Source organism: Thalassotalea sp. 1_MG-2023 (assembly GCF_030546745.1).
Taxonomy (GTDB): domain Bacteria; phylum Pseudomonadota; class Gammaproteobacteria; order Enterobacterales; family Alteromonadaceae; genus Thalassotalea_C.
Genome location: NZ_JAUOPD010000002.1, coordinates 223,379 through 248,910, shown reverse-complemented (window position 1 = coordinate 248,910; position 25,532 = coordinate 223,379). Strand labels below are relative to the sequence as shown.

Genomic DNA, 25,532 nt, shown 5'->3' with positions numbered 1-25,532 from the left:
GACCAGCTTTTGAATGGTTTTAAGGAGAATACGCTGTGAAAATAGCGAAGTGGTATCATTATTCCCGTATGTCATCAATTACGACTAAGGCACTTGTGATAATAAGCACGGCACTTGCTTTACCTGGATATAGCAACAATATTCAAGTACTTGAACATACTCAACCATCTAAAAATGTCACCATGACATCAGCGCAAATAACGGCGTTAAAGAACAAGTCACTGACTGCAGCTTTGGTTTGGCATGGCTCTAGCCCTTGGGTAAACGCTGTGACAGCTGGTGCAAAAAAAACCTTTGAAAAACTTGGTATTAAAGTACTCGCCGTAACGGATGCACAGCTTGATCCTGCCAAGCAAGTAGCAGACATAGAAAATGTTAGCGCCCTTGAGCCTGATATAGTTTTATCGCTCGCAATAGATGGCGTGAGTGCAAAAACCAGCTATCAAAAACTAGTTGCGGGGAATACGAAATTAGTTCTCTTAAGCAATCCTGTTCCTGATTTTGTGTTAGGTGAAGATTACGTTGGTATTGTTACCGATGACATGGTTGGTATGGGTAAAGCTGCTGCTGAATTGATGGCCACAGCAACACAAAGTCATGGTGAAATAGCGATGATCTATCATGATGCAAATTATTTTATTACCAACAATCGTGATCGTGCGTTTAAGCAAGAGTTAGCTAAATTTCCAAACTTAACAATAATTGCTGAAAAAGGATTCGTCAGCGAACACGAAACATCTAATATCGCAGCAGCACTTTTGCTTCAACATCCTAATTTAAAGGCGATTTATGTTTCATGGGATACACCCGCAGAAGGCGTAATTGAAGCGCTTCGATCACAAGGTCGTAGAGATGTAAAAGTAATCAGTCATGATTTAGGGGTTAGCAACCTTGTTGACATGGCAATGTCAGGCAATATGCACGGTGTTGTTTCTGATCGACCGTTTACTATCGGTGCCACAATGGCAAAACTTGGCGCACTCGCTCACTTGGGGCAAAAAGCTGCGCCATACACACTTGTACCGTTTGATAAAGTGACAAAAGCAAATATCGCTGACATTTGGCAACGTGCTTTTAGTCAACCATTACCGAATACATTAACGCGTGCATTAGCACAATAATAAGGAATGCATCGTGATTATTACTCAATCTCAACGACTTAATTTTAAGCAACTAGCATTAAAGCGCGAAGCCTTTATCTATTATATTTTCTTTGCTGTTTTATTAATTTTTGCCGTTGCCTTACATGACACTGCATTTTTAAGCGTCAATAACTTCATGAACATCATTCGGCAAACCGCACCAGTAACGATAATGGCAATCGGATTAACTTTTGCTCTTGCTGTTGGTCACATAGACTTATCTATTGGCTCGGTTGTCGCCCTATCAGCGTTAGTTGGTGCGCTGTTACTTCAACACACCGGCATTCCTTTGGCGATAGCTGGAGCTTTATTAGTTGGTATAACGATTGGTTTAATTAATGGCTTGTTAATAGAGCGTTTACAGGTATCTTCACTGCTGATCACACTAGGTACCATGGGTGTCGTTACCGGACTTGCTCGACAATTAACCAATTTAGAATCAGTGCCTATCATTAACCAAGATTTTACGTTCTTTTTTGGTGCTGGCGAAGTGTGGGGCATACCAGTATTACTAATATGGACCCTAGCAATAGCATTAGTTGCCTTTGTGGTTTTAAACAACTTAGCCTTTGGTCGTCACTTATTAGCGGCTGGAGGAAGTCCAAAAGCGGCACGAGCCATGGGGATAAACGTTGTTAGGGTGAGACTTACAGCATTAGTGATCTCTTCAAGTGCAGCAGCGTTAGCAGGTTTGCTTTACGCAGGAAGATTACACGGTGCAAGATATACGCTTGGCGAAGCAGATTTACTGACAGTGATTGCAGCAGTTGCTATTGGAGGTACCAGTTTATTTGGCGGCAGGGCCAGTATTATTGGAGCCATTTTAGGTTCATTACTCATGGGGATGATCAACAACGGGCTAATTCTATCGGGGTTTTCCACCAATGAGCAAATGATCGCCCGAGGTATTATCTTAATTATCGCCGTTGCTATTGGTATTAAGGAGCTTAAAAATGGTTAGAACAGCATTAGACCAAGTCGCGTTAGAAGTTAACAACATCAGTAAAAGTTTCGGGGGCGTACAAGCACTTAAGAACGTTTCTTTCACCATCAATAAAGGAGAAGTTGTTGGATTACTTGGTGATAACGGCGCAGGTAAGTCAACGTTAGTACGATGTATCTCTGGCATACACCAACCTGACTCTGGTGAAATATTAGTCAATGAACAGCCTGTTACTATCACTTCTCCTTTAGATGCACGCGCATGCGGTATCGAGACTGTTTTTCAAGATCTTGCCATGGTGCCTGAATTCAACATTACAGAAAACCTCTTTTTAAATAGAGAAATACGTCATAAAAATCCGATACTTTCCTGGTTAGGCTGGCTTGATACCAAAGCAATGGAACAAAAAGGCCGTAAGGCACTTAACCGATTAAACAGTCGTATACCTAGCTACACCGAAAAAATTCATAACCTATCAGGCGGCCAACGACAAGCTGTTGCCATAGCACGAGCGGTCAATTGGGGAGCAGATATTGTCATAATGGACGAACCAACTGCGGCATTAGGCGTAGAACAAAGTGCGCAAGTCAATGAATTAATAAACATCATCAGTGGTCAAGGCGTTGCGGTACTATTAATAAGTCATAATATGCAACACGTTAGTGAAACTTGTGATCGCGCTGTCGTTTTATATCAAGGTACTTCGATAGCTGATGTCTCTGTAAAAGAAGTCAGTAAAGAGCAGTTAGTGAGTTTAATCACTGGTGCAAGCGTTAGCGCCGCTTAAACACGTTAAAAAAAGCCCTTAAAAATTATGCTCGTGTTCATCGAGTCGGGAAAGTCATGTTTTTATTCAAGGAAAAGTGATGGATTTCACACATAAAGTTAACACCTTAATTGCGAGCTTATCGTTACCAGAAAAAGTTGGACAATTGTTTGTGCTTGCCTTCGCAGGGGAAGATATTGATTATGCCAAACGTCTTGTGCGTGATTATCATATTGGTGGTTTTTATATTACCGACGATAATGCTAAAACTAGCCAAGCTGCATCAACACTCGCAAAAACACTACAAACACAGGCAAGCCTTCGTGCATGTGATGCCCCCTTGATTCTCGCAGTAGATCAGGAAGGCGCTTGGGGTATATTGACTAACGAAACCGATTTAGGCCCCGGAAACTTAGCGTTAGGCATCGCAAACGACACACAGTTAACACAAAATATGTATCAAGTATTTGCAGAGCAAATGCAAACCATTGGTTATAATACGTTGCTCTCTCCTTGTGCAGACGTCAACGCTAATCCTGATAATCCTATCATCGGTCAGCGTGCCTTTGGCGAACAAGCAGAGCACGTAGCTTTACATGTAGAGGCAGCAGTTAAAGGAGTGCAAAAATCAAGTAACCTTGCTTGTGCTAAACATTTTCCAGGGCATGGTGACACAAAAACTGATAGCCATAGATCGTTGCCTACTGTTGACAAGTCACTAACCGAACTAACACAACAAGATTTACTGCCTTTTTCGCATGCAATCAATGCAGGCGTTGCAATGATCATGACCAGTCATATCTGTTATCCACAACTTGATGCTGAAAACCCTGCAACATTGTCCTACCCGATTCTAACCACGCTATTGAAAGAGCAAATGGGCTTTGATGGTTTAATTATTACCGATAGCATGAATATGTGGGCGATGCGTAAAAATTATCAACCAGAGCATGCAGCAGTGCAAGCACTGAACGCGGGTGCACATTTGATCATGTTAAGTGAAGAACATTACGAAAACCAAGAAACCCCCTATAAGGAAATACAGCAACAAACTATTCAAGGGGTTATTGATGCCGTAGAACAACAAATATTACCCCTATCTGTTATTGATCACGCGTTAGCAAAAGTCTTGTGTATGCGCTATCAAAAGCTACAGCAGCCATTGAGTCAAACTCAACTTTCAAAACAACAATGTCAAGAGATCGCCCAGCAATCAAGCAGCCAAAGCATTAAATTACTAAGAAACCACGCTAACTGGTTGCCGTTAAATGGTCGGCATTTCTACCTAACATTTGCCGCGAATGAACAATGTTATGAATCTTTAGTTAACTCAAGAGGCATAGGGCCAAATGACCCCGTTCCTGCTCGTCAAGCGTTGATAAGCGAACTAACAACACTTGGCGCTAACTACACCCTTGTACCCCTTGAACAGCTCAACGAAGGTCATTCAGCATTCGCTAGCGATGACCCTATTATTATCACCACTGAAGATTACCCTCTCCCCGGTGAAAGCTTTGATACACATGAACAACAACAAAAAGTAGCAGGCTTACTCAATCTATTTCAGCAACGACTCATTGTCATAGCTTGTCGTTCCGATTATGAACTGAAGCATTTTCCAAGCTTACAAACGTATTTATGTAGTTATTCAAGTAGAGCCCTTAGTGCTCGCGCACTCGCGCAATATCTTATTTAAAAAGTGTAAAAAATAATCAAATTAATGATTGACATTTAGTCAAATTGATTGATTAATAATTAGTATAATTATTTTACTAATTATTAAAAGTAAAACGAATACATAACTAAAACAATAGCTAAAAGGAAATAACAAGATGAAAACACCAGTCGCCAGTTACCTTGCATTAGCAATCACTGCTGCCCTATCCGGCTACAGCGTACATGCATATGCAGAACAACCTACCTCAGAAAAAGTAGAAGTTATCGAAGTAAAAGGTATTCGAGGAAGTCTTTCTCAGGCATTAAACAATAAACGCTTTACTGATTCGGTAATAGATTCAATTTCTGCTGAAGATATTGGTAAATTTCCAGACAAAAATATCGGTGACGCATTACAACGCATTCCTGGTGTAACAGTCTCGCGTGATTTTTCAGAAGTTGATGGCGTAACAGTGCGAGGCACAGCTCCTCAACACAGTATGGTGTTATTGAATGGTCAGAATGTAGCTTCGGTTGGTTGGTTTGATTTAGCACCTTTTAATCGTAGCTTTAATTTTGAGTTATTATCTGCAGAACAAATAGGCGGCTTAGATGTGTATAAATCAGTTGAAGCTGATATTAATGAAGGTGCGCTTGGTGGTACCATTAATTTAAAAACACGGCGTCCACTTAGTGTTGAAAGTAATACTTTTTTCGCTTCGACAGAAGGTGCATATAGTAAATCAGCTGGCGACTGGACAGCTAACGGTTCAGGGCTTTACAGTTGGAAAAATGACAATGAAAACTTAGGTTTTTTAGTAGCGCACTCTGTTGAAAATCAAAGTGTATACCGCGAAACACTCCGCTCTTTTGGTGAGCCATTGGCCAAACCCGCCGACTCACTAGGAAATATTCCTGTCGCTCCAGGCGCAATGGCATCCATATTATTTGACGAAGAACGTAAACGTGAAAGTTCACAGGTTACTTTGCAATACCAGGCAACGGAACAATTACAATTAATTGCAGATTATAATAAATTTACCCTTGAGAATGATCATGTCAATACGGCTATGTTTGCAATTCCAGCATTGTTGTCACAATACGATGGCACAACAGCAGTTGTAAATGATAAAGGTGTAACAACACGCGTGACAACGGTTCCTTTCGGTGGTGCTCAGCCGTTAGTACCGCTGTTCAATAATGCCGTATTACGTAAACCCGAAATGGAAATGGATGTACTGAATTTAACCGCTGAATACCAAACTGATAGCTGGTCATTAAACGCGGTAATTGGTCAATCAACCGCCAAGTCAAGAGGACTTCAATCAAGTACATGGTGGGGTAACATTGCCGAGAGTGAAAAAACAGGGTTTACGTTTGATACTTCTGGGCCACTAGAGCTTGAATTAACTCACCCAGATTATGCCTTAGATCATGAGCAAATGATGATCCATAATGAATTTAGTTACTTAAACAATATCCGTGATAATGACATTAATTACTATCAAATTGATGTTGTTCATGAACTAGATTTTGGTATTTTTACGTCTATTAAATCGGGCATTAAATATCAAGATCAGGAATTTTCAGCACGCATTGACCGTTACGATGACGGTATACTTGCTAGCGCAATGAATGACGGTTTAACCTTAGCTGATTACAATGGTGGTATTGTCTCTGGTTTACACAGCAAAGAAGGAAGAGACGGTACGTTATCGTCATTCGCCGTGATCAATAAAGACATTTGGCAGTATGCAAAAGATAATCAAGGTGCTTTACGCGTAACCGAAGCTTTTTTAATCGATGAAAGTATCCTTTCAGCATATGCAAAAGCTAACTTTAGCGGTGACGGTTTTCGCGGTAATATCGGTGTGAGAATTGTAGAGACTGATGTGAACTCAACAGGCGAAATAGATGGAAAACCATCTACTGGAAAGAAATCTTACACCAATATTCTGCCGAGTATAAATGTCGTTGCTGACGTAACAGAAGATTTATTAGTACGATTTGCCGCGGGCTCTAGTGTTGCTCGACCAGATTACGACCAAATGAAAATGTCAGCGAGTTTGGTGCCTACCATGGGTACTGCAACAATCGGCAATCCTGATATAGAGCCTTATAAGTCAGATCAATATGATTTAGGCATTGAATGGTATTTTGATCCTTCCTCATTATTAGGCGCAACACTGTTTAAAAAAAATATCAGTGATTATATCTACACAACTGCCGCGCAAGAATCCTTAGCCGGATGCTCAGAAACTTGTTTAGTGACTCGTTCACGTAATGTTGGCACGGCTGACGTTTCTGGGGTTGAATTCCAATACCAACAAGATTTTGGTAATGGCTTCGGTATGCAGTTTAATTATACCTATACTGACAGTTCTTTAATCAACCCAGCGGGTCAGAAAGAACGGTTAGATCGAGTTTCTCAAAATTCATTTAATGTATCAGGCTACTACGAAAACGAAGACTTTAGCGCTCGTATTGCATACAACGCACGTGATGAGTGGCAAAGCTTTGAAAGTAGCGCACTAGCAACGAACAAACCTTATTATCAACTTGATGCTTCGTTTGTTTGGCACGTAACAGATAATGTTGATATTTCTATAGAGGGCGTGAATATTTTAAATGAAGCGCGTGTAACCACCTTACCTGAATATAGCGTTTACCACAGTGTTGATGAATATGGTGCTCGTTACTTTGTTGGCGCTAGCGTGAAGTTTTAACGCTAGCAACACATTAACCAAAGGTTTAGATCCCTTACCCTAAGCCTTTGGTTACTTTAATTAAAATGAAATAATCAATCCTTTTAGGGGGCTATCTTAACTTGATGTGTTCTCAACTTTCGACTTAGGCAGCGCCCAACTTGTCACGTTTGAATAGTTAACCACACTTTATGAACAGGGCATTTAGAGATAAAAATACAGAGTACCACCTTCTTTTCCGTGTTCATTACAATGCCGTATATCGTGTTTATCTTGTTATACGCTACGCCTGAAAATGGCAGCATAATGATGTAATACTCGTTCTAAGATGATTTTACCCTCACGGCACAGAATACGTTCCATGGCGTTTAACGTTATGATAAATATTGCAAACAGCGATGAAACAATTGTTGTGTATCGATGGGTTTGCCAAGATGGTAAACAAACCCTTGTGCTAGATACTGCTTAATATCTTCTTCCATCACATTTGCAGTTAATGCGATAACGGGTATGCTCGGATATAACTTATTAATAATTTTTTGTGCTTGCAAACCATCCATCACTGGCATTTGTATATCCATAAAAATCAAATCAACCTGCTTATTTGCAAGCATATCTATGGCTTCTTGACCATTATTGGTAATAATCAAATCTACATTGGTTGGCTTCATCATTGACGAAAATATCGTCTGATTTATACGGTTATCTTCTGCTAATAAAACCGTTTTTCCGCGTAAATCAGGTGCCGAAAGCTTTTTAGTACTCAACCTTTGTTGTGTGACATCAGCTTGAGTTATAGGTAATACTACTTCAAAGGTAGTGCCTTTTTGTGGCTTACTTTCTACCTCAATTGAGCCATTCATCATATCGATTAATGATTTACATATAGACATACCAAGACCAGTACCGCCATATTTTCGCGTAGTGGTATTATCGGCTTGCTCGAAACGGTTATATAAACGATCTATGGCCTCCTGTTTCATACCAATACCACTATCTTGTACTTGAATAAATAAAGCGCCTTGCTTATCAGTATCAACCAATACGTTTACTTCACCAACATTTGTGAATTTCACCGCATTTGAGCTCAAATTTAATAAAATTTGTTTAACTCGCACACTGTCACCTAACCAACCCTGCTGATAGTTTCTTCCTTTAATAATAGAAAATTTGATATGTTTTTCTTCTGCAACAGGGGTTAATGACATAGAAAGCACTTCCAGCAATATGTCTAAATTAAACGGTTTTTTTTCTAATGTTAATTTATGAGCGTTTATTTTTGAGAAATCTAAAATATCATCAATAATGGTTAGTAACATTTCTGAAGAATAACTCGCTTTTTCTAATAAGTCTCTTGCTTCATCAGATTGCGGCATATCTTGTAACAGTTGAATAGTACCTAAAACGCCATTCATTGGTGTTCTTATTTCATGGCTCATATTTGCTAAGAACAGTGATTTCGCGTTATTCGCCGCTTCTTCTTTTTGTTTTGCAACTTCAATACGTCGCTTTTGTTCAGATAATAGCTCAACATGTTGCTTTAATTGTTTATTGTTACTTTCAAGTGTCTTGGTTTGTTCATTAACAATCCGCTTCAAGCGTTTATTAAAGCGCATTTGCACTAAAAGATACGCAACAAACAACAGCGCGCAAGACAGCACAATATAAAAGATACGCGAGTTTATTTCATAAGGCTTAGTCTCATAATCACGTAACAATAATCCAGTTAAACTACCATCTTCCGGTGCCATGTTTAAATTTTGATACACCTGCGCTGCACGTGAAAATCGTGCAGGAAACACACTGCCAATAGGCACTATATTAGGTTTAATAAGAACTTCCGTTGCTTTGGCTTCCTTTAAAATATTAATCAGCGTATTTTTAGCACGATACTTATCTTTGATAAGCTGAGCAATTTCTTGTTGATGTTTCAATGCATAAAGCCAACCTTTATGGGTTGCTGACACAAAACGCTTAACTGAAGATAAGTCACGCTTTACACGCTGTTCAGTGGTAAATAGCAGGTCGCCGTAGAAATCAATACCGTAGCTTGAAGGGTCTATAATATTGTAATCAATCCCTTTAGCATCATAAATAAAAGGTTGATTTGAGCGGTAAGCAGACATTACATCTGCCGTACCATTAAGTAACGCATTATTATTGAATGTATGAGCGACAAATTCATAATTGCTAACGTTAAACATTTCCAGTAATGCATTTAACGAAGCATCATCTAAATTACGCTGAAACATAATTTTTTTACCATTAAAATCATAAGGACTAGCAATACCAGATGATTTTAACGACATAAAAATTAACGGGCTAGATTGAAAGATGGTAGTGGCAACAACCAACGGCTGCCCTTTTAACTTGGCGGCAACAATTGATGAATCACCAACAGCAAAATCTGCTTTGCCGGATAATACATTTTCGATAACGCTTGTATTAATATCTCTTTCTTTTATTTCTACGTCAAAACCCGCGTCTTGATAATACCCTTTTTCTAAGGCTGCATAATAACCAGCAAATTGAAATTGATGAAACCATTTTAGCTGGAGAACAACCTTTTCTTGCCCAAATGCGAGTGGGCTTAACATCAGCCATAAAACTATGTACTTCTTCATCGCGCAACTTATCTAGAGAAGGTCATTTTACTATAGTACAAACATTCAATAGTGAAAGCCTCAATTATCTAAGCGAATAATGATGCCGTAGACATGAATACATTTAAGTTAACTGCCGTTTTAGCAAACGAATACCTTGCTAAAATAACAAAATTAATAGCTTGTTATAAAAAACCAACTATTTAACGGCATGTATTTTGCTGAAAAAATAATTAAATATGCCTAAGTGTCAATTAATTGATTTTTTATGATAAACAACATTAATAATTACAGTACTTTTTTTAGTGGTAATACGTCGAACTCGGCATCATCAGAAGTTGATGACATTATTGCTTCACATAAATCAACGCAAGAAGCGGCAATTAACAGTACTGAAAGTAGCCAGTCTCATTTATTTCTAAGCAGCAAAGCACAAAAGATAAGCGCTATAAAAAGTGAATTTTTTAGTGGTGACGGCGTGAGTTTCAACGATATAGAAACCTTAAAAACACGCGCTTACCAATTAGGGTTAATTAATAAAGAAGAATATGGACGATTGTCAAATACTGAATTTTCAGCAGAAGAAATACAAGCATCAGATGATATCTCCACTAAAGGTATTGCCAACTATATCACTGACTTTTTACAACGATTAGAAGAAAGTGATGCTGGGGTATCAAAAGAGTCTAGCGACCAAGAAGACGGCGTAGAAAGCGAAGCATTAATTGCATTAAAGTCAGCGCTAACAAACGCTCGCACCATTATCAATGATGTTGAAAATGAAAAAACAAGCCCTGAATTTAAAGAGATGTTAATGAGCACAATCACCACGTTAAAAGACACAATTAACGCCAGTGCTTTTGAAAAGATGCCCGTTGACGACAACGTTGGGTTAACTAAGGTGTATCAAACGTTAGAAATCGTCGATAGAATTTCACCACAACGACTGACTAATGAAAAGTTAAATCAATATATGTCAGTGTCGCTAGGGTAAAGGCATTAAATTATGAGTCAGTTTTGTTTTATTTGCTCACTAACTACTGCTCTCAATAACAAACGGCTTGATAGAAAGCTTATCAAGCCGTTTATTTCACACTATTTATGCTTTCGGTGATAAACCAATTTATATAATGCAGGCAATACCAATAAAGTTAATAATGTTGAACTAACAATACCACCTATTACCACTGTCGCTAAAGGCCGCTGAACTTCTGCTCCCGTCCCTATATTAAACGCCATAGGTATAAAGCCTAAACTAGCGACCAGTGCTGTCATTAGCACTGGTCGCAATCGTTGACTTGCACCTTGTTTAATTGCTTGCAATAACAACAAGCCTTCTTCCCTTAATTGACGGATAAAAGATAACATCACTACCCCGTTTAATACTGCAACCCCTGAAAGTGCGATAAAACCAACGGCGGCAGAGATTGAAAAAGGCATGCCACGTAAACTTAACGCGATTACACCTCCGGTAAGCGCTAAAGGCACACCGCTAAACACAATTAATGCATCACGCAGTGAGCTAAAGGCACTATACAGTAACCCCAAAATCAGTAATAAAGTTAACGGTACAACTAATGACAAACGACGGCTAGCAGATTGAAGTTGTTCAAACGTTCCACCGTAATCAAGCCAGTAGCCTGCAGGTAAACCAAGTTGAGCACGCATGACCGTTTCAGTTTGGTTAATAAAGCTAGCTAAATCTCGCCCTTGTACATTAGCAGTAACAACAACATTACGTTTACCGCTTTCACGGTTTATTTGGTTTGGTCCTTCGGCAATATTAATATCAGCAACTTCTCCTAGTGGTACATACGCTAATTCTGCATTGTCTGATTGAGGAACAGCAACAGGTATTTGCGCTAAGCGCTGAGGATCGTTTGACCAAGATTTATCCATTCTTACTATCAATTTAAACCGGCGATCTCCTTCATAAATCAATCCAGCTTTTATTCCACCAACCGCGGTATTCACTGCTTGTTGAATATCCATCACAGTTAGCCCTAATAACGCCATATGATCACGTTGCGGTGTAACCACTAACGTTGGTAAACCTGATAGCTGCTCTAAACGCACATCAGTTGCTCCTTGGATACCTGACAATAACCTCGTTGCTTTTTCACCATACGTTTTCAATGTGCTGAGATCATCACCGTAAAGACGAATGGCAACATCAGCTCTTACGCCTGCAATCAGTTCATTAAAACGCATTTCAATTGGCTGAGTAAATTCGTAATTATTACCGGGTACATCTTCCACTCGGTGCCTAATTTTTTTAATGAGCTCAGTTTTGGTTAAATTAGGCTTAGGCCATTCGTGACGAGGTTTGAGCATAATAAACGTATCTGCAACGTTCGGCGGCATAGGATCATTAGCAATATCTGGCGTACCTATTTTAGAAAACACCCTTTCAACTTCATGAAGTTCTGCGATTGCATTCTCTAATTGACGTTGCATAGTGACAGACTGCTCTAGTCCTGTACCAGGAATACGCAATGCATGCATTGCAATATCACCCTCATCAAGTTTAGGCAAAAACTCTGCGCCCATCTTATTCGCATGCCAGCTGACATAGATTAACAAAGCAGCAGCACAAAACAGTACGAAAGCAGATTGGCGTAACGAAAACGATAATAATGGCTGGTATAGTTTTCTCGCCCAGATCATTAAACGATTTTCCTGCTCAACTACCTTACCGCGTAGAAAAATCGCTAAGGCAGCTGGAACGAAGGTAACAGCAAACAATAATGCACCCAACAGCGCTGCAACAACGGTAAATGCCATTGGATGAAACATTTTTCCTTCAACACCAGATAAGGCAAAGATTGGTAAATAAACCAACATTATTATCAGCACTCCAAACACCGCAGGGTTAAAAACCTCTTTGGTGCTGAGAAAAACTTCGTGGAGCCGTTCCTCTAAGGTTAATAGTCGCCCTACTTTTCGTTGTGCCATACCTAGTCGACGTAATGCATTTTCAACCACGATAACCGCACCATCAACGATAATGCCAAAATCAATTGCGCCTAAGCTCATTAAATTACCGGAAACACGATTGGCCGCCATACCGGTAACGGCAAATAACATACTTAATGGGATCACCAATGCTGTGATCAATGCCGCGGTAACATTACCTAATAAAAAAAGTAATACCGCAATGACTAACACTGCACCTTCAAAAAGATTTTTTTGTACCGTTTCAATCGTTTTATCAACGAGTGACGTGCGATCATAAACCGCTTCTAACACGACACCTGACGGCATGCTTTGTTGAATTTTTTCTAATTGTTTAGCAACGTTCTTTGCCACAATACGACTGTTTTCTCCCAGCAACATCATCGCAGTACCCATTACCGCTTCATCACCGTGGTAGGTAGCAGCTCCGGTACGCAGTTCTTTACCAAAAAATACATTGGCAACATCTTTGACCCTAACTGGAGCGTCATCTCGCTTAGCGACCACTAATTGTTTAATTTCATCTAAGCTTTTAATTTGCCCAGGTGTTCTCACCAAATATTGCTCACCATTTCGCTCTATATAACCAGCCCCCTGGTTTATATTATTACGCTCAAGAGCTTCTATTATGTCTTTGATGCTTAGCTTATAAGCAAGTAGCTTCCCAGGGATCGGGGCTACCTGATATTCACGCTCAAAGCCACCAATACTGTTAATTTCAGTCACTCCAGGTACTTTAAGTAACTGAGGTTTAACAACCCAATCTTGTAATGTGCGTAAATCTTCAGCGCTATACGCTTCACCTGTGTCTTTTAATGCTCCGGCTTCAGTATGAATAATGTAGGTAAAAATCTCCCCCAACCCACTAGCTATAGGGCCTAAAGTTGGCTCAATTTGATTGGGTAATTCACCACGAATCGCTTGTAAGCGCTCCCCTATTTGTTGTCGTGCCCAATATATATCAGTACCTTCATTGAAAATTACCGTCACTTGAGACAAACCATACCGTGATAATGAGCGGGTATAATCAAGTTTTGGTATACCAGCCATCGCATTTTCAATGGGAAAGGTTATCCGTTGTTCTACTTCTAGCGGAGTGAATCCTTGCGCACCGGTGTTGATTTGTACTTGAATATTCGTGATATCTGGCACAGCATCTATGGGTAAACGCAATAAATTATAAACACCTACCGCTGCAATAAATAAAGTCACCGCCATCATCAGCCAACGACGCTTTATCGCAAAAGAAATAATATGATCTATCATGTTAACCTCAGTGTGCGTGGCTTGCGCCAGCCTTTAAAACATCCGCTTTAAGCACATAGCTATTTGTTGTTACGTATTCCGTATCGTTTGCTAGGCCTGATAAAACTTCAACCCATTGGTCATCAGCTTCCCCCAAAATTAACGGCCGCGCTTCAAAGATGTTGCCAAAACGTGCAAATACCACAGGTTTATTCATCAGTTGCTGTATCGCTTGTTTTTCAACACGCATTGAAACCGCTTTTTTGCCAGTAACAATATCTGCTTTCACATGCATGCCAGGACGCCAATGTCCGTCAGGGTTATCAATTAAAACTCGCGCTCTAGCAATGTGGCCTCCGGTCATTTTCGGAGCTACATAAAACACCTTACCTTTAGCTTCCAAGTGATGATGTAAATCATAAATATTGGCTTGTTGGCCTATCGCCATTTTTTCGATATTTTCAGGGAATGCCGATAATTCCACCCACACTTTGGAAAAGTCTGTGATTTCTATTAACGCTTGTTGATCTGCACGCTCCCCTTGGCTAACTTTCTGTGCGGTAACCATACCCTCTGCAGGACTATAAAGAGTAAATGACTGTAAGGTTTTATTATTTTTTACTTTCAGCACTGCTTGGCCTTTTTTAACGCTATCTCCAATAGTCACTAAAACTGACTCAACTACCCCCGCATAAGGCGACATAATGCTATATTGTCTATCTACTGTAGGAGCAATAACACCGAACAGTGTTTCTTTAAACTCAAGCGTACCTGCTTGCGCTAATTGTGTTTGAATATTACTTGCTTCAATAGCGCGTTGAGATATTTTAGTTCTCCCTTCATGCTTTTCGAACTGCCATTGGTATGGCTTTCCTGCGATGTTTGCCTTAACAGTTACATCAAATGAGTGCGGTTGCACAATACTTTGTTTACTGACTAAATAATCATATTCATCGACAAAATCTAGTGTATCTTGCTGGCCGTTTAGCCTTGATAAAACGACTTCTAATGACACTTCTTTCGGTGAAATAGGTTGGTCATCTTGGTAAACGTAAACACGCATCTCTGGAGCGACACCAATTTCATAAAAGCTCACTTCAACACTGATATTATCGTGCACTAATAATTGACCGCCATGCATTCCCGTTGGAGTAGATTCTTCTTCATGGCCGTGATCACCTGAAGCTCGTACAGAAGACATGCTGGCAATGGTGAATGTCAGATATACACTGACTAGTAAAATAAATTGTTTAATATTCATGATTATGTCTCTTATTCGCTCGCCGTATCATTGATCAATGATTTACCGGAAAATCGTTGCATCGTTAATAACGTTTGAAATTGCACTAAGCGTACCGTTAGTAATTGTTTTTCCGCATCAAAAAGTGCTTCTTGTGCTTCAAGCAACTGTAATACTGAAATTTGGCCATTCTGATAGCTCGCTTCACTGTGTTGTAGTAATTGTTTCGCATGAGGTAATAACTCACTTTGTAACGTACGTTCAATGGTTTTATTTGCGAGCATTTGTGTATGAAGATCTGAAAGTTGACTTCGCAATGATTGACGCAAAAGTGCCTGTTCTTCACTTAATTGACCGATTTTTTCTTGCGCCAAGGCGATATTGCCACGATTAGGTTTTTGCCACGTTAGTGGCATTGAAAACCCTAAAACAACACCGCTATCATGATTACCGGCATTGTGCCGTACACCACCTTCTAACGTGATGTTTGCCACATTATTCGCTTGTTCAACGGCTAATTGAGCTTGTTGAATCTTTACTTGCTGTTCTAATAACACAAAATCTGGTGCGCGATTCACCGCTTTATGCCAGATTGTTTCAGAAGGAATAACAGGTAAATCACTGATGTCACCCAAAACCTGATCAAAATCAGCTGCTGCTAACCACATTTTACTCAGTGAAAACTTCGCCATCGCTAAGTCTCGTTGAATACGTATTTTATTTAGCTTCAACTCAGTCAATCGGTATGCCACGCGTGATACATCTGCCTTTAATGCTGCGCCAGCCTTTGCTCTAGCTTCAACTACGTTTAGCAATTTTTGCGTATTAGTTTCTCGTTTTAGATGCCATTTAAGCAGGTGTTGCTGGTACAATACTTGATAATATCTCCCTGCAGTATCAGTTAATACTGACAACCTATCAGACTGATATTGTGCAGTACTGTATTGTTGCTTTTGTTGCTGTAATGCCATTCGTAGTTGACGCTTATCACCTAGTTCAATCACTTGGCTAAGTGAAAGGGTCAGTTCCGCTGATTTTACGCCTTTGCTTTCGCCGGTACCGAGTATATTTTCCAGTTTTACGCCCAATTTAGGTGAAGGTCGAATGCTCGCTTGTAATAAACTCGCGTCAAGCATTCGCACTTCATACGGATAACTTTGTAAGCTTGGATGATGAGTAATGCTCTTTTTTAACGCATCGGTTAACGTTAATGCTTCTTTTGCTGCAGCATTAACGCACACCAGCAATAAAACTAATTGGCATAGTGTTGCCCTGCTAAACAGAGCAGTGATGTTATGCATAATGTATAATCTCTTAATAAATATATGACAAGACCGCGCCCGTTTGACTAGGCGTAATGATCTTTTCAATGTGATTATTGTTCACATTCAAAACACGTTGTTTAACACTTGAATGAAAATAAAGTGAGCTACGTTATCAATCAGCCACTAACACTTGAGTGTTTTAAATTGAACCTTTAAAGGCAATGTTTTCTGCAGAAGCGAATGCTAAAGATCAACACGCCCGAATAATTAATGCGTGTGAATTTGGCGGGGGTAATGGTGGACTGTAATATAAACTAGTGTAGGTTGGTATTAATTGCGTTTGTGTTGTCTCTAAACATCCAGTAAACGCAACCCCAGCACCATAGCCACTGAGACAACTTAAATGTACATGTATCTCGTGTTCCCCTTCGAGGTCAGGTGAGAGTTTTTCTTCTAGTTCGAGGCCTTCAATATGCTGTAGGTGCGAGTAGCTAGCATGTTCTTGATCTGGAGGGTAAAAAGGCGCGCTATCACAGCTAAAAAAGCTATGGATCAACAGCAACAATGCGTAGGTAAATTGTTTTGCCTTCATTAAATGTTATCGTCTTATCGTTTCAGGTTACTAATTGACTTTGCTAGCGTTGTTTTTACAAAATAACTGTCATTCAGCATTATTATGCCATAGGATAAAGCTTCCAGTTACAGGAAGGTCAAGATGAAGATAAGCCAATTAGCAGAACAAACAGATGTTCCTACTAAAACCATTCGCTATTATGAGGACATTGGTCTATTAAAGTCGGCAAAACGCGCCGAAAACGGCTATAGATACTATCAAGCTGAAGACGTTCAACTGCTTATTTTTATTCGTCGTTGCCGTGATTTGAATATTTCACTCGACGAAATAAAAACTTTAGTAAAAGTACAACGACAACCAAATAACTCTTGTGAAATGGTCGATTCTTTGATTACTCAACAGTTAGGAAAGGTTAGAAAAGCGCAACAAGAACTGCAAAAGTTAGAAAGTTCATTAGCAACACTCGCGCACTGCTGTACCAGTAATAAAATAGAAGACTGCATGATACTAAATACACTTAAAGCTTCGCCAAATTCAGCGTAAAACAACCTTTTTTGTTCTGCCTTAATCGATAGATAACTAACTATTTTAAGTTAAACAGTTAGTTATCTAACAAATAATACTTACCACCTATCTCTAGTTATTCATTTTCTTTCTGTAAATGTTCGAGAAAGAAACGCCAGCGCTTTTCAACAAAATAAGGGTGTTCATCTAATACATGACCCATTTTTGGCATGATCAATAAATCAAAATCTTTATTTGCCTTAATAAGCTTATCGACCAAGCGCATGGTCGCAGAAGGGTGAACGTTGTTGTCAAGTTCACCGTGAGCAAGTAATAACTTACCGGTTAACCTTTCTACATCAGTATAGTTTGACTGTTGTTGCCAAGCATCATTCATTGGCCAACTCATCCATATTTCATTCCAACCCGCTTTATCAACTCGAAAGTCATGGTTACCCGATGCACTAACGCCAGCTTTAAAAAAGCTATTATGCCTTAACATGGCTTGCACCGTATCGTAGCCACCCGCACTAAAACCATAAATACCGACTCGATTAATATCCATATATTGTCGATCTTTAGCTAACTGTTTTATTGCCCAAACATGATCATCGGTGCCTGCTGCTAAGTTTTTGTAACTAACACGGTGAAATTCACGCCCTCTTTTGCTGGTGCCACGGCCATCCATTTTAATAACAATAAACCCAAGCTCTGCCAAAGCTGGTCGAGTATTAGCAAAAGTTGAAAAGGATTTTGGCGTGAAAAAATTATGCGGACCTGTATAGGTATCATTAATAACAGGGTACTTTTTACTGGCATCGAAGTTTGATGGTTTATAAAGCAAGCCATATAGAGGAGTTACACCATCATCTGCAATGACACTAAATGGTTCAGGTGGCTGCCAACCTAAAGCGGTTAATCCTTCAATGTTCGCTTGATCAAGTTTTGTTAATTTTTCTCCTGTAGTTGCACTTCGTAGCCAGGTCTGCGGCGGAGTTTGTGCGTCAGAATATGTATCAATAACAAAGCTAAAATTCGGTGATAATCGTGTTTCATGCTCAAAAGGTTCAGGTGTTAGTAACGTTAAATCACTGCCATCAAGGTTAATTCGATATAAATGACGTAAATAAGGATCTCGATTTTTCTCTCTACCAGAAGCTTCAAAATACAAAACCCCTTTTTCTTCATCAACGCCCCGTATGGCTCTCACGGTATATTCACCTTGAGTAATCGGGTTAATCAATGATCCTGTTTTTGTGTCATAAAGATATAAGTGTTGATAGCCTGAACGCTGTGAACTCCAAATAACCTGGCTTTTATTATTTAAGTGATACGACACTTGCACCCAAGGGTCAATAAATTCATCATTTGTTTCTTTTATCACTGAAACAACTTGTTTCTCTTTCGCGATCACTTTACGCAAAAATAATGCTTTATTGCCTCTTCGACGATCTTGGTAGTAAAAATCACCTTTGTGCCAGTACCCCCAAAGTGCCCTTCCATAATATGTTTGCATTACTTTAGGGCCATTTAATGCGCTAGCTTCCTGATTAGCAACATCAATAAGTACAACCTGTGCCATAGGCAATGTTTGATCGCCCGCTTGGGGGTAATAGTAACGTACACTATTCACGTTAAAATCATTATCGGCGGTACTATCAGTTAATGTTAATTGACTCACGCCTTGGCGGAATAGTCGATAAGTGATGACATAATGACTATTTTCTGACCAATAAAGGCCTAAATGGTTCTGTTCATCGAAAGCTTCATCATTTAGCCGCTTATTAGGAACTGAATGTGTGACAGCATAAGGGGATGATTCAGATCCATCTTGAGTTAATTGTTTACAGTCTTGCGTGGATGTTTTACACAAAAACAAATTGTAATTTTCCACTTTTACAAAATGTTGCTTATCTGGTGAAGTATATCTTCTTGTCTTATCTTGTGACTTTTGTTTAGGTGCCGCATGGCATTGATAAGGGCTTGCAACGATCTCACAACGATAAGGTTGGTTATTTATATCAAAATTAAGTACTTTGCCATTGAATTTAACGTGACTAAGCGGAGAACTTTGCCAGTCAATTGGCTCTTCTAAATTAAGCGATTGTGTTAAGTTAATTTTGTCAAACAAAGGCGTCTTTACTTTATCATTGGCGTTTACCCGCACGAATTCCTGCCCACGCTTTTTAGAGTAGCGTTCAAACCAAAACTCATCAGCCTTGTCGTCAATCCAATGTGCAGTTAACGAAAAATTATCTACTTTATTACTTAAATTCTTCGCACTGAACGCTTTAGCACGCTCAACATTATCATCTATTGATTTGTGCTTAATTGCTGGCGTGTGCTGACAACTTATTAAAGATAAAAGAAGAAAAAACAGGGGTATAAATTTCATAAAAAATACTCACGTAATTAGCAATGGCCTTCACATTGGTAAAATAATTTTTCGGAAAAAGATAAGGCCAGCATTAACTTGCCGGCCTTATGAAAGCTCTATAAGAGTAACCTGTGATTATCGCTTAAAAACGATATGTAGCAGTAATAAAGTACTCTAAACCAACAGGGTTGTATTTTGTAATGTCAGCAAACGGCCACCATTCTTCTGATTCGTGCTGATGTGGTTTTTTGTCGAATAAATTCGTTACCGCAGCACTCAAAGTCAAATCATCAGAAATATGGTAAGTGGTACTCATATTTACCGTTGTCCATGCTGGATAGCGTTCATTGACATCATCAGACCATCTTACAGGCGATGTACCTAAGCGATTAACAAAAAAGGCAACCGATAAGTCATCATTATTCCAACCCAAAGTAGCGGTTGTGCGTGTGCGGAATTCATTGTTCCATTGATAGTCTCGAATATCTTCTAGCTCATCTTCTGGTAAGAATCGCTCATTGGTTTCAAAAATATGCGTATAATCAATATTGAAAAACACTCGACCAAGTCCAGCTAAGTCATGAGTATATTTCGATGATATATCAATACCTTTCTGCTCACGCTCACCAGTATTAAATGGGCTAGTTACAGTTGAAAGTACATCATTACCTGATGGACCACCTCGAGAAACGCGATTGAGCATTTCTTGACATTTAGCCGAGTTTTTATCAACCGTTTGCCCTGATTCAGTAAAACCAAGCATACATTCAGCTTCATAACGCAATACTGAACTTGCCCCCAAATTACCAATTTTCTTTTCTAAAGATACTTCATAATAATCAAACGTAACTGACCAGTCATCGGTAATACTAGCAACTAAACCGATATTTAAACTATCACCCGTTTCTTCTTCTAAAGAAAGATCGCCTTTAGATTCTTGGCGAACGCTGATGCCGTAATCATCACCACAACCACTCCAGCTTTGCCCTGAAGTTAAGCCAGTGTTATTCACACAAGTTAAATAATCAATTGGGCTTGCAAATGAAGAGCTTTCACCTGCATACATATAATGCATATCTGGTGCCCTAAATGATGTGGAATACATTGTTCTGATTAACAATTCTTCCATTGGTCGCCAAGATAAGCCCGCTTGATAAGTAAACGCTCCGTCAACATTTGATTCATCATCATAATAATCATAACGACCCGCTAATGTGGCTTCTAATGAGCCAATGGTGCTTTCTTTCGCGGCTAGAGGAATAGATAATTCTAAACCTGCAGCATATCGTTCACGATCACCTTTACCTGTAATGCCTGACCAACCATAAATATCACCACGTACCGTTTCTTCGTCAGTGATAAATTCATACCCTTCTTTAAGGTACTCAGTAACAAAAGCAAATTGAGCTTCACCTGCGGGTAATTCAATTAAAGAGCCACTAATATCAAATGATAAACTGTGTAAATATGAATCACCTTTTCCGATGGATTGGTGAAGAGCACTGGTAAACATATCAGGTGTTAATTGACCAAATATGTCGATATTGGTTGGTTCGTAGTTAGCGTTTAACTGTGATGCATTAACCACAACCCAACGTGAACCTTCCCAAGGTTGAGTCCAATCAGTACCTTTTTCACCATACAATAAACTCAACATCTTTTGATCATCAAAACGACCTACAGTGTCTTCATAATCATACTGACCGGTAGTGAACGTAAGAGAGTAATCGTATTCGTCTGCGATAACACCTTCTATACCAACAATACCGGTGATAGAGGTTTCATCGAATTCTTGATTTGAAGTTGGTACTTCAAAGTTTCTAAAGCGTCGCCAAAAATGACGATTTCCTAAAAAGGTGCTTGCATCATTAATGTCTTCTTGAACAACATAATCAACGCCATAGCTATATCGGTACAAACCTGCATCACCTTCAGACTTTGTGCCTAAAAAGGTAGCAAATAAGCGCCCATCATCTAACTCATACTCTGCGTTGACAAACAGATTTGTACGGTCACGCTCATTTCGTACGGTATATGTGTTGTAAGGGTTGTCACCGCAATAATAAGGGTCAGGATCAAAATGCACTCGTCCTGGCGGTTGCACCTTTTCATAACCAAGTGGTTCACAACGTCCTGATAAATCTTTCATCGCGATGGGATCTGGCTCCCACTTAGCCCAATAACTCATCACTTGTTCTGGGCCATGTCTATCTACATTTGGTCCATCTTCTGGCTCGTCAAACCACCCTCGATCATCACCATGAATAGGGTCACGTTGATCAACTTCTAGTACAGCGGTATAGCTGAATTTATCATGTGTACCACCGGTGCTAAGTGTAAACTTTTTGCTCGCACCGCCGCCGTCTTTAGTATCACCGTAACGTGCGGTTATTTGGTTAAAATCGATATCATCTTTTAAAATAACATTGACTACGCCTGCTACAGCATCAGAACCATAGATTGCTGATGCACCACCACTAAGTATTTCAACTCGTTTTACCGCTTCGGTTGGTATCATTGCAAGGTTAACAATATTACCTGCAACGTTGCCTGATGGCTTAGGTAATACAGGTATGCGTCTTCCATTTATCAATGTTAATGTGTAGCTTGCGCCAAACCCTCTTAAGTTAATAGCTTGCGCATTCGCATTGAAATTATTTGAGCTTTCTTCACCGACGAAAATACCGGTATTTTTAGCAAGAGAGTCTAATGCATCAAAAACATTCGCATGACCCTGTAATTGAATATCAGCGGCGGAAATTGTAACGATTGGCGTTACACCCTCTATAGATGTTCTTTTAATTCGTGAACCCGTAACTTCGATACGTTCCACACCTTCATCTTCAATATTTTCAGCGTCTTCAGCTGCAAAAGTAGCCATACTCATAGATGAAAATGCACTTGCTATAGCTAACGCTGTCATACTTTTTCTTGTGATTAAAGGCTTAAAAAAATTAACCGTCATACCCCCTCCCGGGTTTAATATATTTATTCTTTATGGTTTTCTTAAAAAAATAAGAGGCTTACAACACTAAAAAATGCGTAGCGCCCACAAACAGATATAATGTATACAATATATCTGACTATGGAATCAAGTAAAAAAAGCATTCTACGGGTGAATTTTTTTTACTTATGATTTGTACATAAATACAAAATAAAGAGGAGAGCTATAAAGAGAACGGCTTACGGCATAGATTTTTGTCGATCACATTCTATGTGAACCAACAAGTTTTACAAAAAATGAACACAATGCACTTATTCTGAAAGAGACTTCTACCGTACAGCGCAACAGAGTTTTTTTATGATGGAAAAGTATTTTAAAGTACTTCGCTTATACTAAGAGTGTGAGGCCATCACCACTCAGTCAATCACATGGTTCAAGTGGATTACACGCTAACTATTCACTTAAAACACAACTTTATCTACACGTATATCTAATCTTTTCGATAACCTAATTAAGTTGGCACGATCAACCGATAAATATTTAGCTGTTTTACTCCAATTGCCCTGATGTAGCTGCAAGGCTTGCTTTACAACTCGTCGTTGATACTCATCCATCAAGGTGCGCAGATTAACTGACTTTTCTAAGGTGAAAGTTTTTGCTTCGTCGTTAGTTGCATTGAGTTCATGGTGTTTATTGATTGTGGATGTCGTGTCATTTAACTCATCACTATCGGCAACATTAATTGTCACAATTTCCTTGTGCTTATTTACTGCTGATACTTTGGCACAAGCTTTTAGCGCTGCTCTACTCAATAAATGTTCAAGCTCACGCACATTTCCTGGCCAATCATAGCCTTGCAACTTTGCCATTAACTCGGGAGAGATTTTTAATTGGTTCACTCCTAATTTACGTTTGGTACGCTCAATAAAAAAGCCTGACAGCAAAGACACATCACCTTCCCTCGCTTTTAATGGCGGAACATTCAATGGATAGACATTCAATCGATGAAACAAATCTGCTCGAAAACGCCCAACGTCCACTTCTGTTTTTAAATCTCTATTGGTCGCCGCAATAACACGTACATCAACGTTTATGACTTCATCTTGACCAACAGGTTGAATTTCTTGATTTTGTAATGCCCTTAATAATTTACTTTGTGCTGCTAAGGGCAATTCTCCTACTTCATCTAGAAATAAGGTGCCGCCGTTCGCAATAAGAAATTTACCCGCCCTTTTACTTTCAGCCCCTGTAAACGCCCCTTTAATGTGACCAAACAATTCACTTTCCACTAAATTTTCAGGCAATGCTGCACAATTAACATAAATAATCGCTTCATCAGCTCGACTTGATTGCTGATGTATACTGTGGGCAACTAACTCTTTGCCCGTTCCGCTTTCCCCTTGAATTAATACAGAAAAATTAGACGGTGCGACTAAAGCTATCTCGTTTCTAAGTTTCTCTATCGCATGGCTTTTGCCAATGATTTCTAAATGACTTCCTGAAACACTTGGTTCACTTAATGCGCGCATTACTGCTTTAGACCGGGAAACATTTGCTTCTAAAACATCTACCGTAGAAGCCGTGTGCAAACTCACTGACGCCATTGAAGCAATTAATGCTAATGATCGTTCAGTGATCTGTTCAAATACCCCCGGTGATAGGCTATCAAGAGTGAGCACGCCAATTAACTTATCTTCAAAATATAAAGGGATCCCCATGCAAGCATGAACCGGTAAATCACCGTCGGTGACAGTAAGTAAGCCATCGTATGGATCTGGCAATGAAGAATCAGCAGGAAATCGAATCGCTTTTTTAGACTGACATATAGCATTGAACCTAGGTTGTTCATTAATCATAAACCTACGCCCCATGGTTTCAACATCAAGGCCTTGAGAAGCTAAGGGTTTCAGGCAATCACCTTGATAAGCTAATAATACAATAGCATCACAAATAATTACCTTTCTAATCGCTGTTAATAGATCATCAAACCGCTGCTGACTTGCAACACTTTGCGCTAACTCAATAGATAATTCGAGTAATTGGCTATCCGTTAAATTATTCATATTAAGTACCTTAAAGACTCTTTAATAGTCAATATGACACATATAAAAAATATGTCAAATTGACACAAAACAAAATTAAAAACAAACTATTTATTTAATTACAACAAGTTACAATTTTGGCATTAATATTGATATACAGATATGCATTACTTATTAAAAAATGAATCGATATGTACTCTAATTTTGCCCTAGCGACTAATCACCAATTAGACAACACTGAATTAAATTATCAAAAATGTATCATCACAGGTAATTGGACAATGATTATTTCATTTTTCATTACGGTGATGTGCTTGATGATTAATTTTCAATTCGATTTTCAGTTTTCAATTCCTGTACAGATAGGTGCACATGTAGCAACCATCATTTTTGCTAGCTTATTTAAAATTGGTTATGTCATTCGCTGTATTGGTGTTCACGGTCTAGGGTTTAAAATTTTCTAAGCATTTTGATTACCGTAATAATCCCTTATTTAAATCAGTACCTATCGTTAAATTAGCGACTTAACGATAGGCGCTTTATTTTCTATTTCCTACACACTGGCTGTGCT

The 25,532-nt window shown here is 39.2% G+C and carries 16 protein-coding genes; 8 read left to right on the top strand and 8 right to left on the bottom strand.

Translation table 11 applies throughout. From position 1 onward, the window contains the following. The first annotated feature begins 35 nt into the window (after positions 1-35). From Q4489_RS02610 to Q4489_RS02590, 5 genes are all read left to right on the top strand, one after another. Positions 36-1,121, top strand: coding sequence for a substrate-binding domain-containing protein (locus Q4489_RS02610; RefSeq protein WP_303476679.1), 1,086 nt, complete (start codon positions 36-38; stop codon positions 1,119-1,121). 13 nt (positions 1,122-1,134) lie between these two features. Further along, positions 1,135-2,103, top strand: coding sequence for an ABC transporter permease (locus Q4489_RS02605; RefSeq protein WP_303476676.1), 969 nt, complete (start codon positions 1,135-1,137; stop codon positions 2,101-2,103). After that, entirely contained in the window at positions 2,096-2,872 is a 777-nt protein-coding gene (locus tag Q4489_RS02600) for an ATP-binding cassette domain-containing protein (RefSeq protein WP_303476673.1), read from the top strand. Before Q4489_RS02605 ends, Q4489_RS02600 begins: the two co-directional genes overlap by 8 nt. 79 nt (positions 2,873-2,951) lie before the next feature. After that, positions 2,952-4,547 carry a glycoside hydrolase family 3 protein gene (locus Q4489_RS02595; protein ID WP_303476670.1) on the top strand — a complete coding sequence of 532 codons (1,596 nt, stop codon included), beginning with the start codon at positions 2,952-2,954 and terminating at the stop codon, positions 4,545-4,547. A gap of 136 nt (positions 4,548-4,683) precedes the next feature. Further along, positions 4,684-7,233: a TonB-dependent receptor gene (locus Q4489_RS02590; RefSeq protein ID WP_303476666.1), complete on the top strand. Its 2,550-nt coding sequence runs from the start codon at positions 4,684-4,686 to the stop codon at positions 7,231-7,233. Between the two features lie 353 nt (positions 7,234-7,586). Here Q4489_RS02590 and Q4489_RS02585 read toward each other — a convergent pair whose 3' ends face one another. After that, positions 7,587-9,836 carry an ABC transporter substrate-binding protein gene (locus tag Q4489_RS02585; RefSeq protein WP_303476664.1) on the bottom strand — a complete coding sequence of 750 codons (2,250 nt, stop codon included), beginning with the start codon at positions 9,834-9,836 and terminating at the stop codon, positions 7,587-7,589. A 247-nt stretch (positions 9,837-10,083) separates the two neighbouring features. On the opposite strand from Q4489_RS02585, the gene Q4489_RS02580 reads away from it, so the two are divergent. Further along, the gene (locus Q4489_RS02580) at positions 10,084-10,809 is read left to right on the top strand and encodes a hypothetical protein (RefSeq protein WP_303476662.1); all 726 of its coding nucleotides are present in this window, start codon (positions 10,084-10,086) and stop codon (positions 10,807-10,809) included. 101 nt (positions 10,810-10,910) lie between these two features. On the opposite strand, the gene Q4489_RS02575 is transcribed toward Q4489_RS02580, so the two are convergent. The 4 genes from Q4489_RS02575 to Q4489_RS02560 all read right to left on the bottom strand — a co-directional run bounded on the left by Q4489_RS02575 (position 10,911) and on the right by Q4489_RS02560 (position 17,112). Further along, complete coding sequence (locus tag Q4489_RS02575; protein WP_303476659.1) at positions 10,911-14,036, bottom strand: efflux RND transporter permease subunit; 3,126 nt, start codon at positions 14,034-14,036, stop codon at positions 10,911-10,913. Positions 14,037-14,043: 7 nt separating this feature from the next. Continuing rightward, a complete protein-coding gene (locus tag Q4489_RS02570; protein ID WP_303476656.1) occupies positions 14,044-15,276 on the bottom strand; it encodes an efflux RND transporter periplasmic adaptor subunit in 1,233 nt (410 codons plus the stop codon). 11 nt (positions 15,277-15,287) lie between these two features. Then, a complete protein-coding gene (locus Q4489_RS02565) occupies positions 15,288-16,556 on the bottom strand; it encodes a TolC family protein (protein WP_303476654.1) in 1,269 nt (422 codons plus the stop codon). A 214-nt stretch (positions 16,557-16,770) separates the two neighbouring features. Further along, positions 16,771-17,112 carry a hypothetical protein gene (locus tag Q4489_RS02560; RefSeq protein ID WP_303476651.1) on the bottom strand — a complete coding sequence of 114 codons (342 nt, stop codon included), beginning with the start codon at positions 17,110-17,112 and terminating at the stop codon, positions 16,771-16,773. Between the two features lie 123 nt (positions 17,113-17,235). On the opposite strand from Q4489_RS02560, the gene Q4489_RS02555 reads away from it, so the two are divergent. Beyond that, entirely contained in the window at positions 17,236-17,637 is a 402-nt protein-coding gene (locus Q4489_RS02555) for a Cd(II)/Pb(II)-responsive transcriptional regulator (protein ID WP_303476648.1), read from the top strand. A gap of 97 nt (positions 17,638-17,734) precedes the next feature. Here Q4489_RS02555 and Q4489_RS02550 read toward each other — a convergent pair whose 3' ends face one another. The 3 genes from Q4489_RS02550 to norR form a co-directional block, all read right to left on the bottom strand. After that, a complete protein-coding gene (locus Q4489_RS02550; protein ID WP_303476646.1) occupies positions 17,735-19,993 on the bottom strand; it encodes a DPP IV N-terminal domain-containing protein in 2,259 nt (752 codons plus the stop codon). 124 nt (positions 19,994-20,117) lie between these two features. Beyond that, on the bottom strand, positions 20,118-22,940 hold the full coding sequence (locus Q4489_RS02545) for a TonB-dependent siderophore receptor (RefSeq protein ID WP_303476644.1): 2,823 nt from the start codon (positions 22,938-22,940) through the stop codon (positions 20,118-20,120). A 440-nt stretch (positions 22,941-23,380) separates the two neighbouring features. Next, entirely contained in the window at positions 23,381-24,982 is a 1,602-nt protein-coding gene (gene norR, locus Q4489_RS02540; RefSeq protein WP_303476641.1) for a nitric oxide reductase transcriptional regulator NorR, read from the bottom strand. Positions 24,983-25,152: 170 nt separating this feature from the next. Between norR and Q4489_RS02535 the strand changes: the two genes are divergently transcribed. Continuing rightward, a complete protein-coding gene (locus Q4489_RS02535) occupies positions 25,153-25,425 on the top strand; it encodes a hypothetical protein (RefSeq protein ID WP_303476638.1) in 273 nt (90 codons plus the stop codon). Positions 25,426-25,532: the final 107 nt, after the last annotated feature.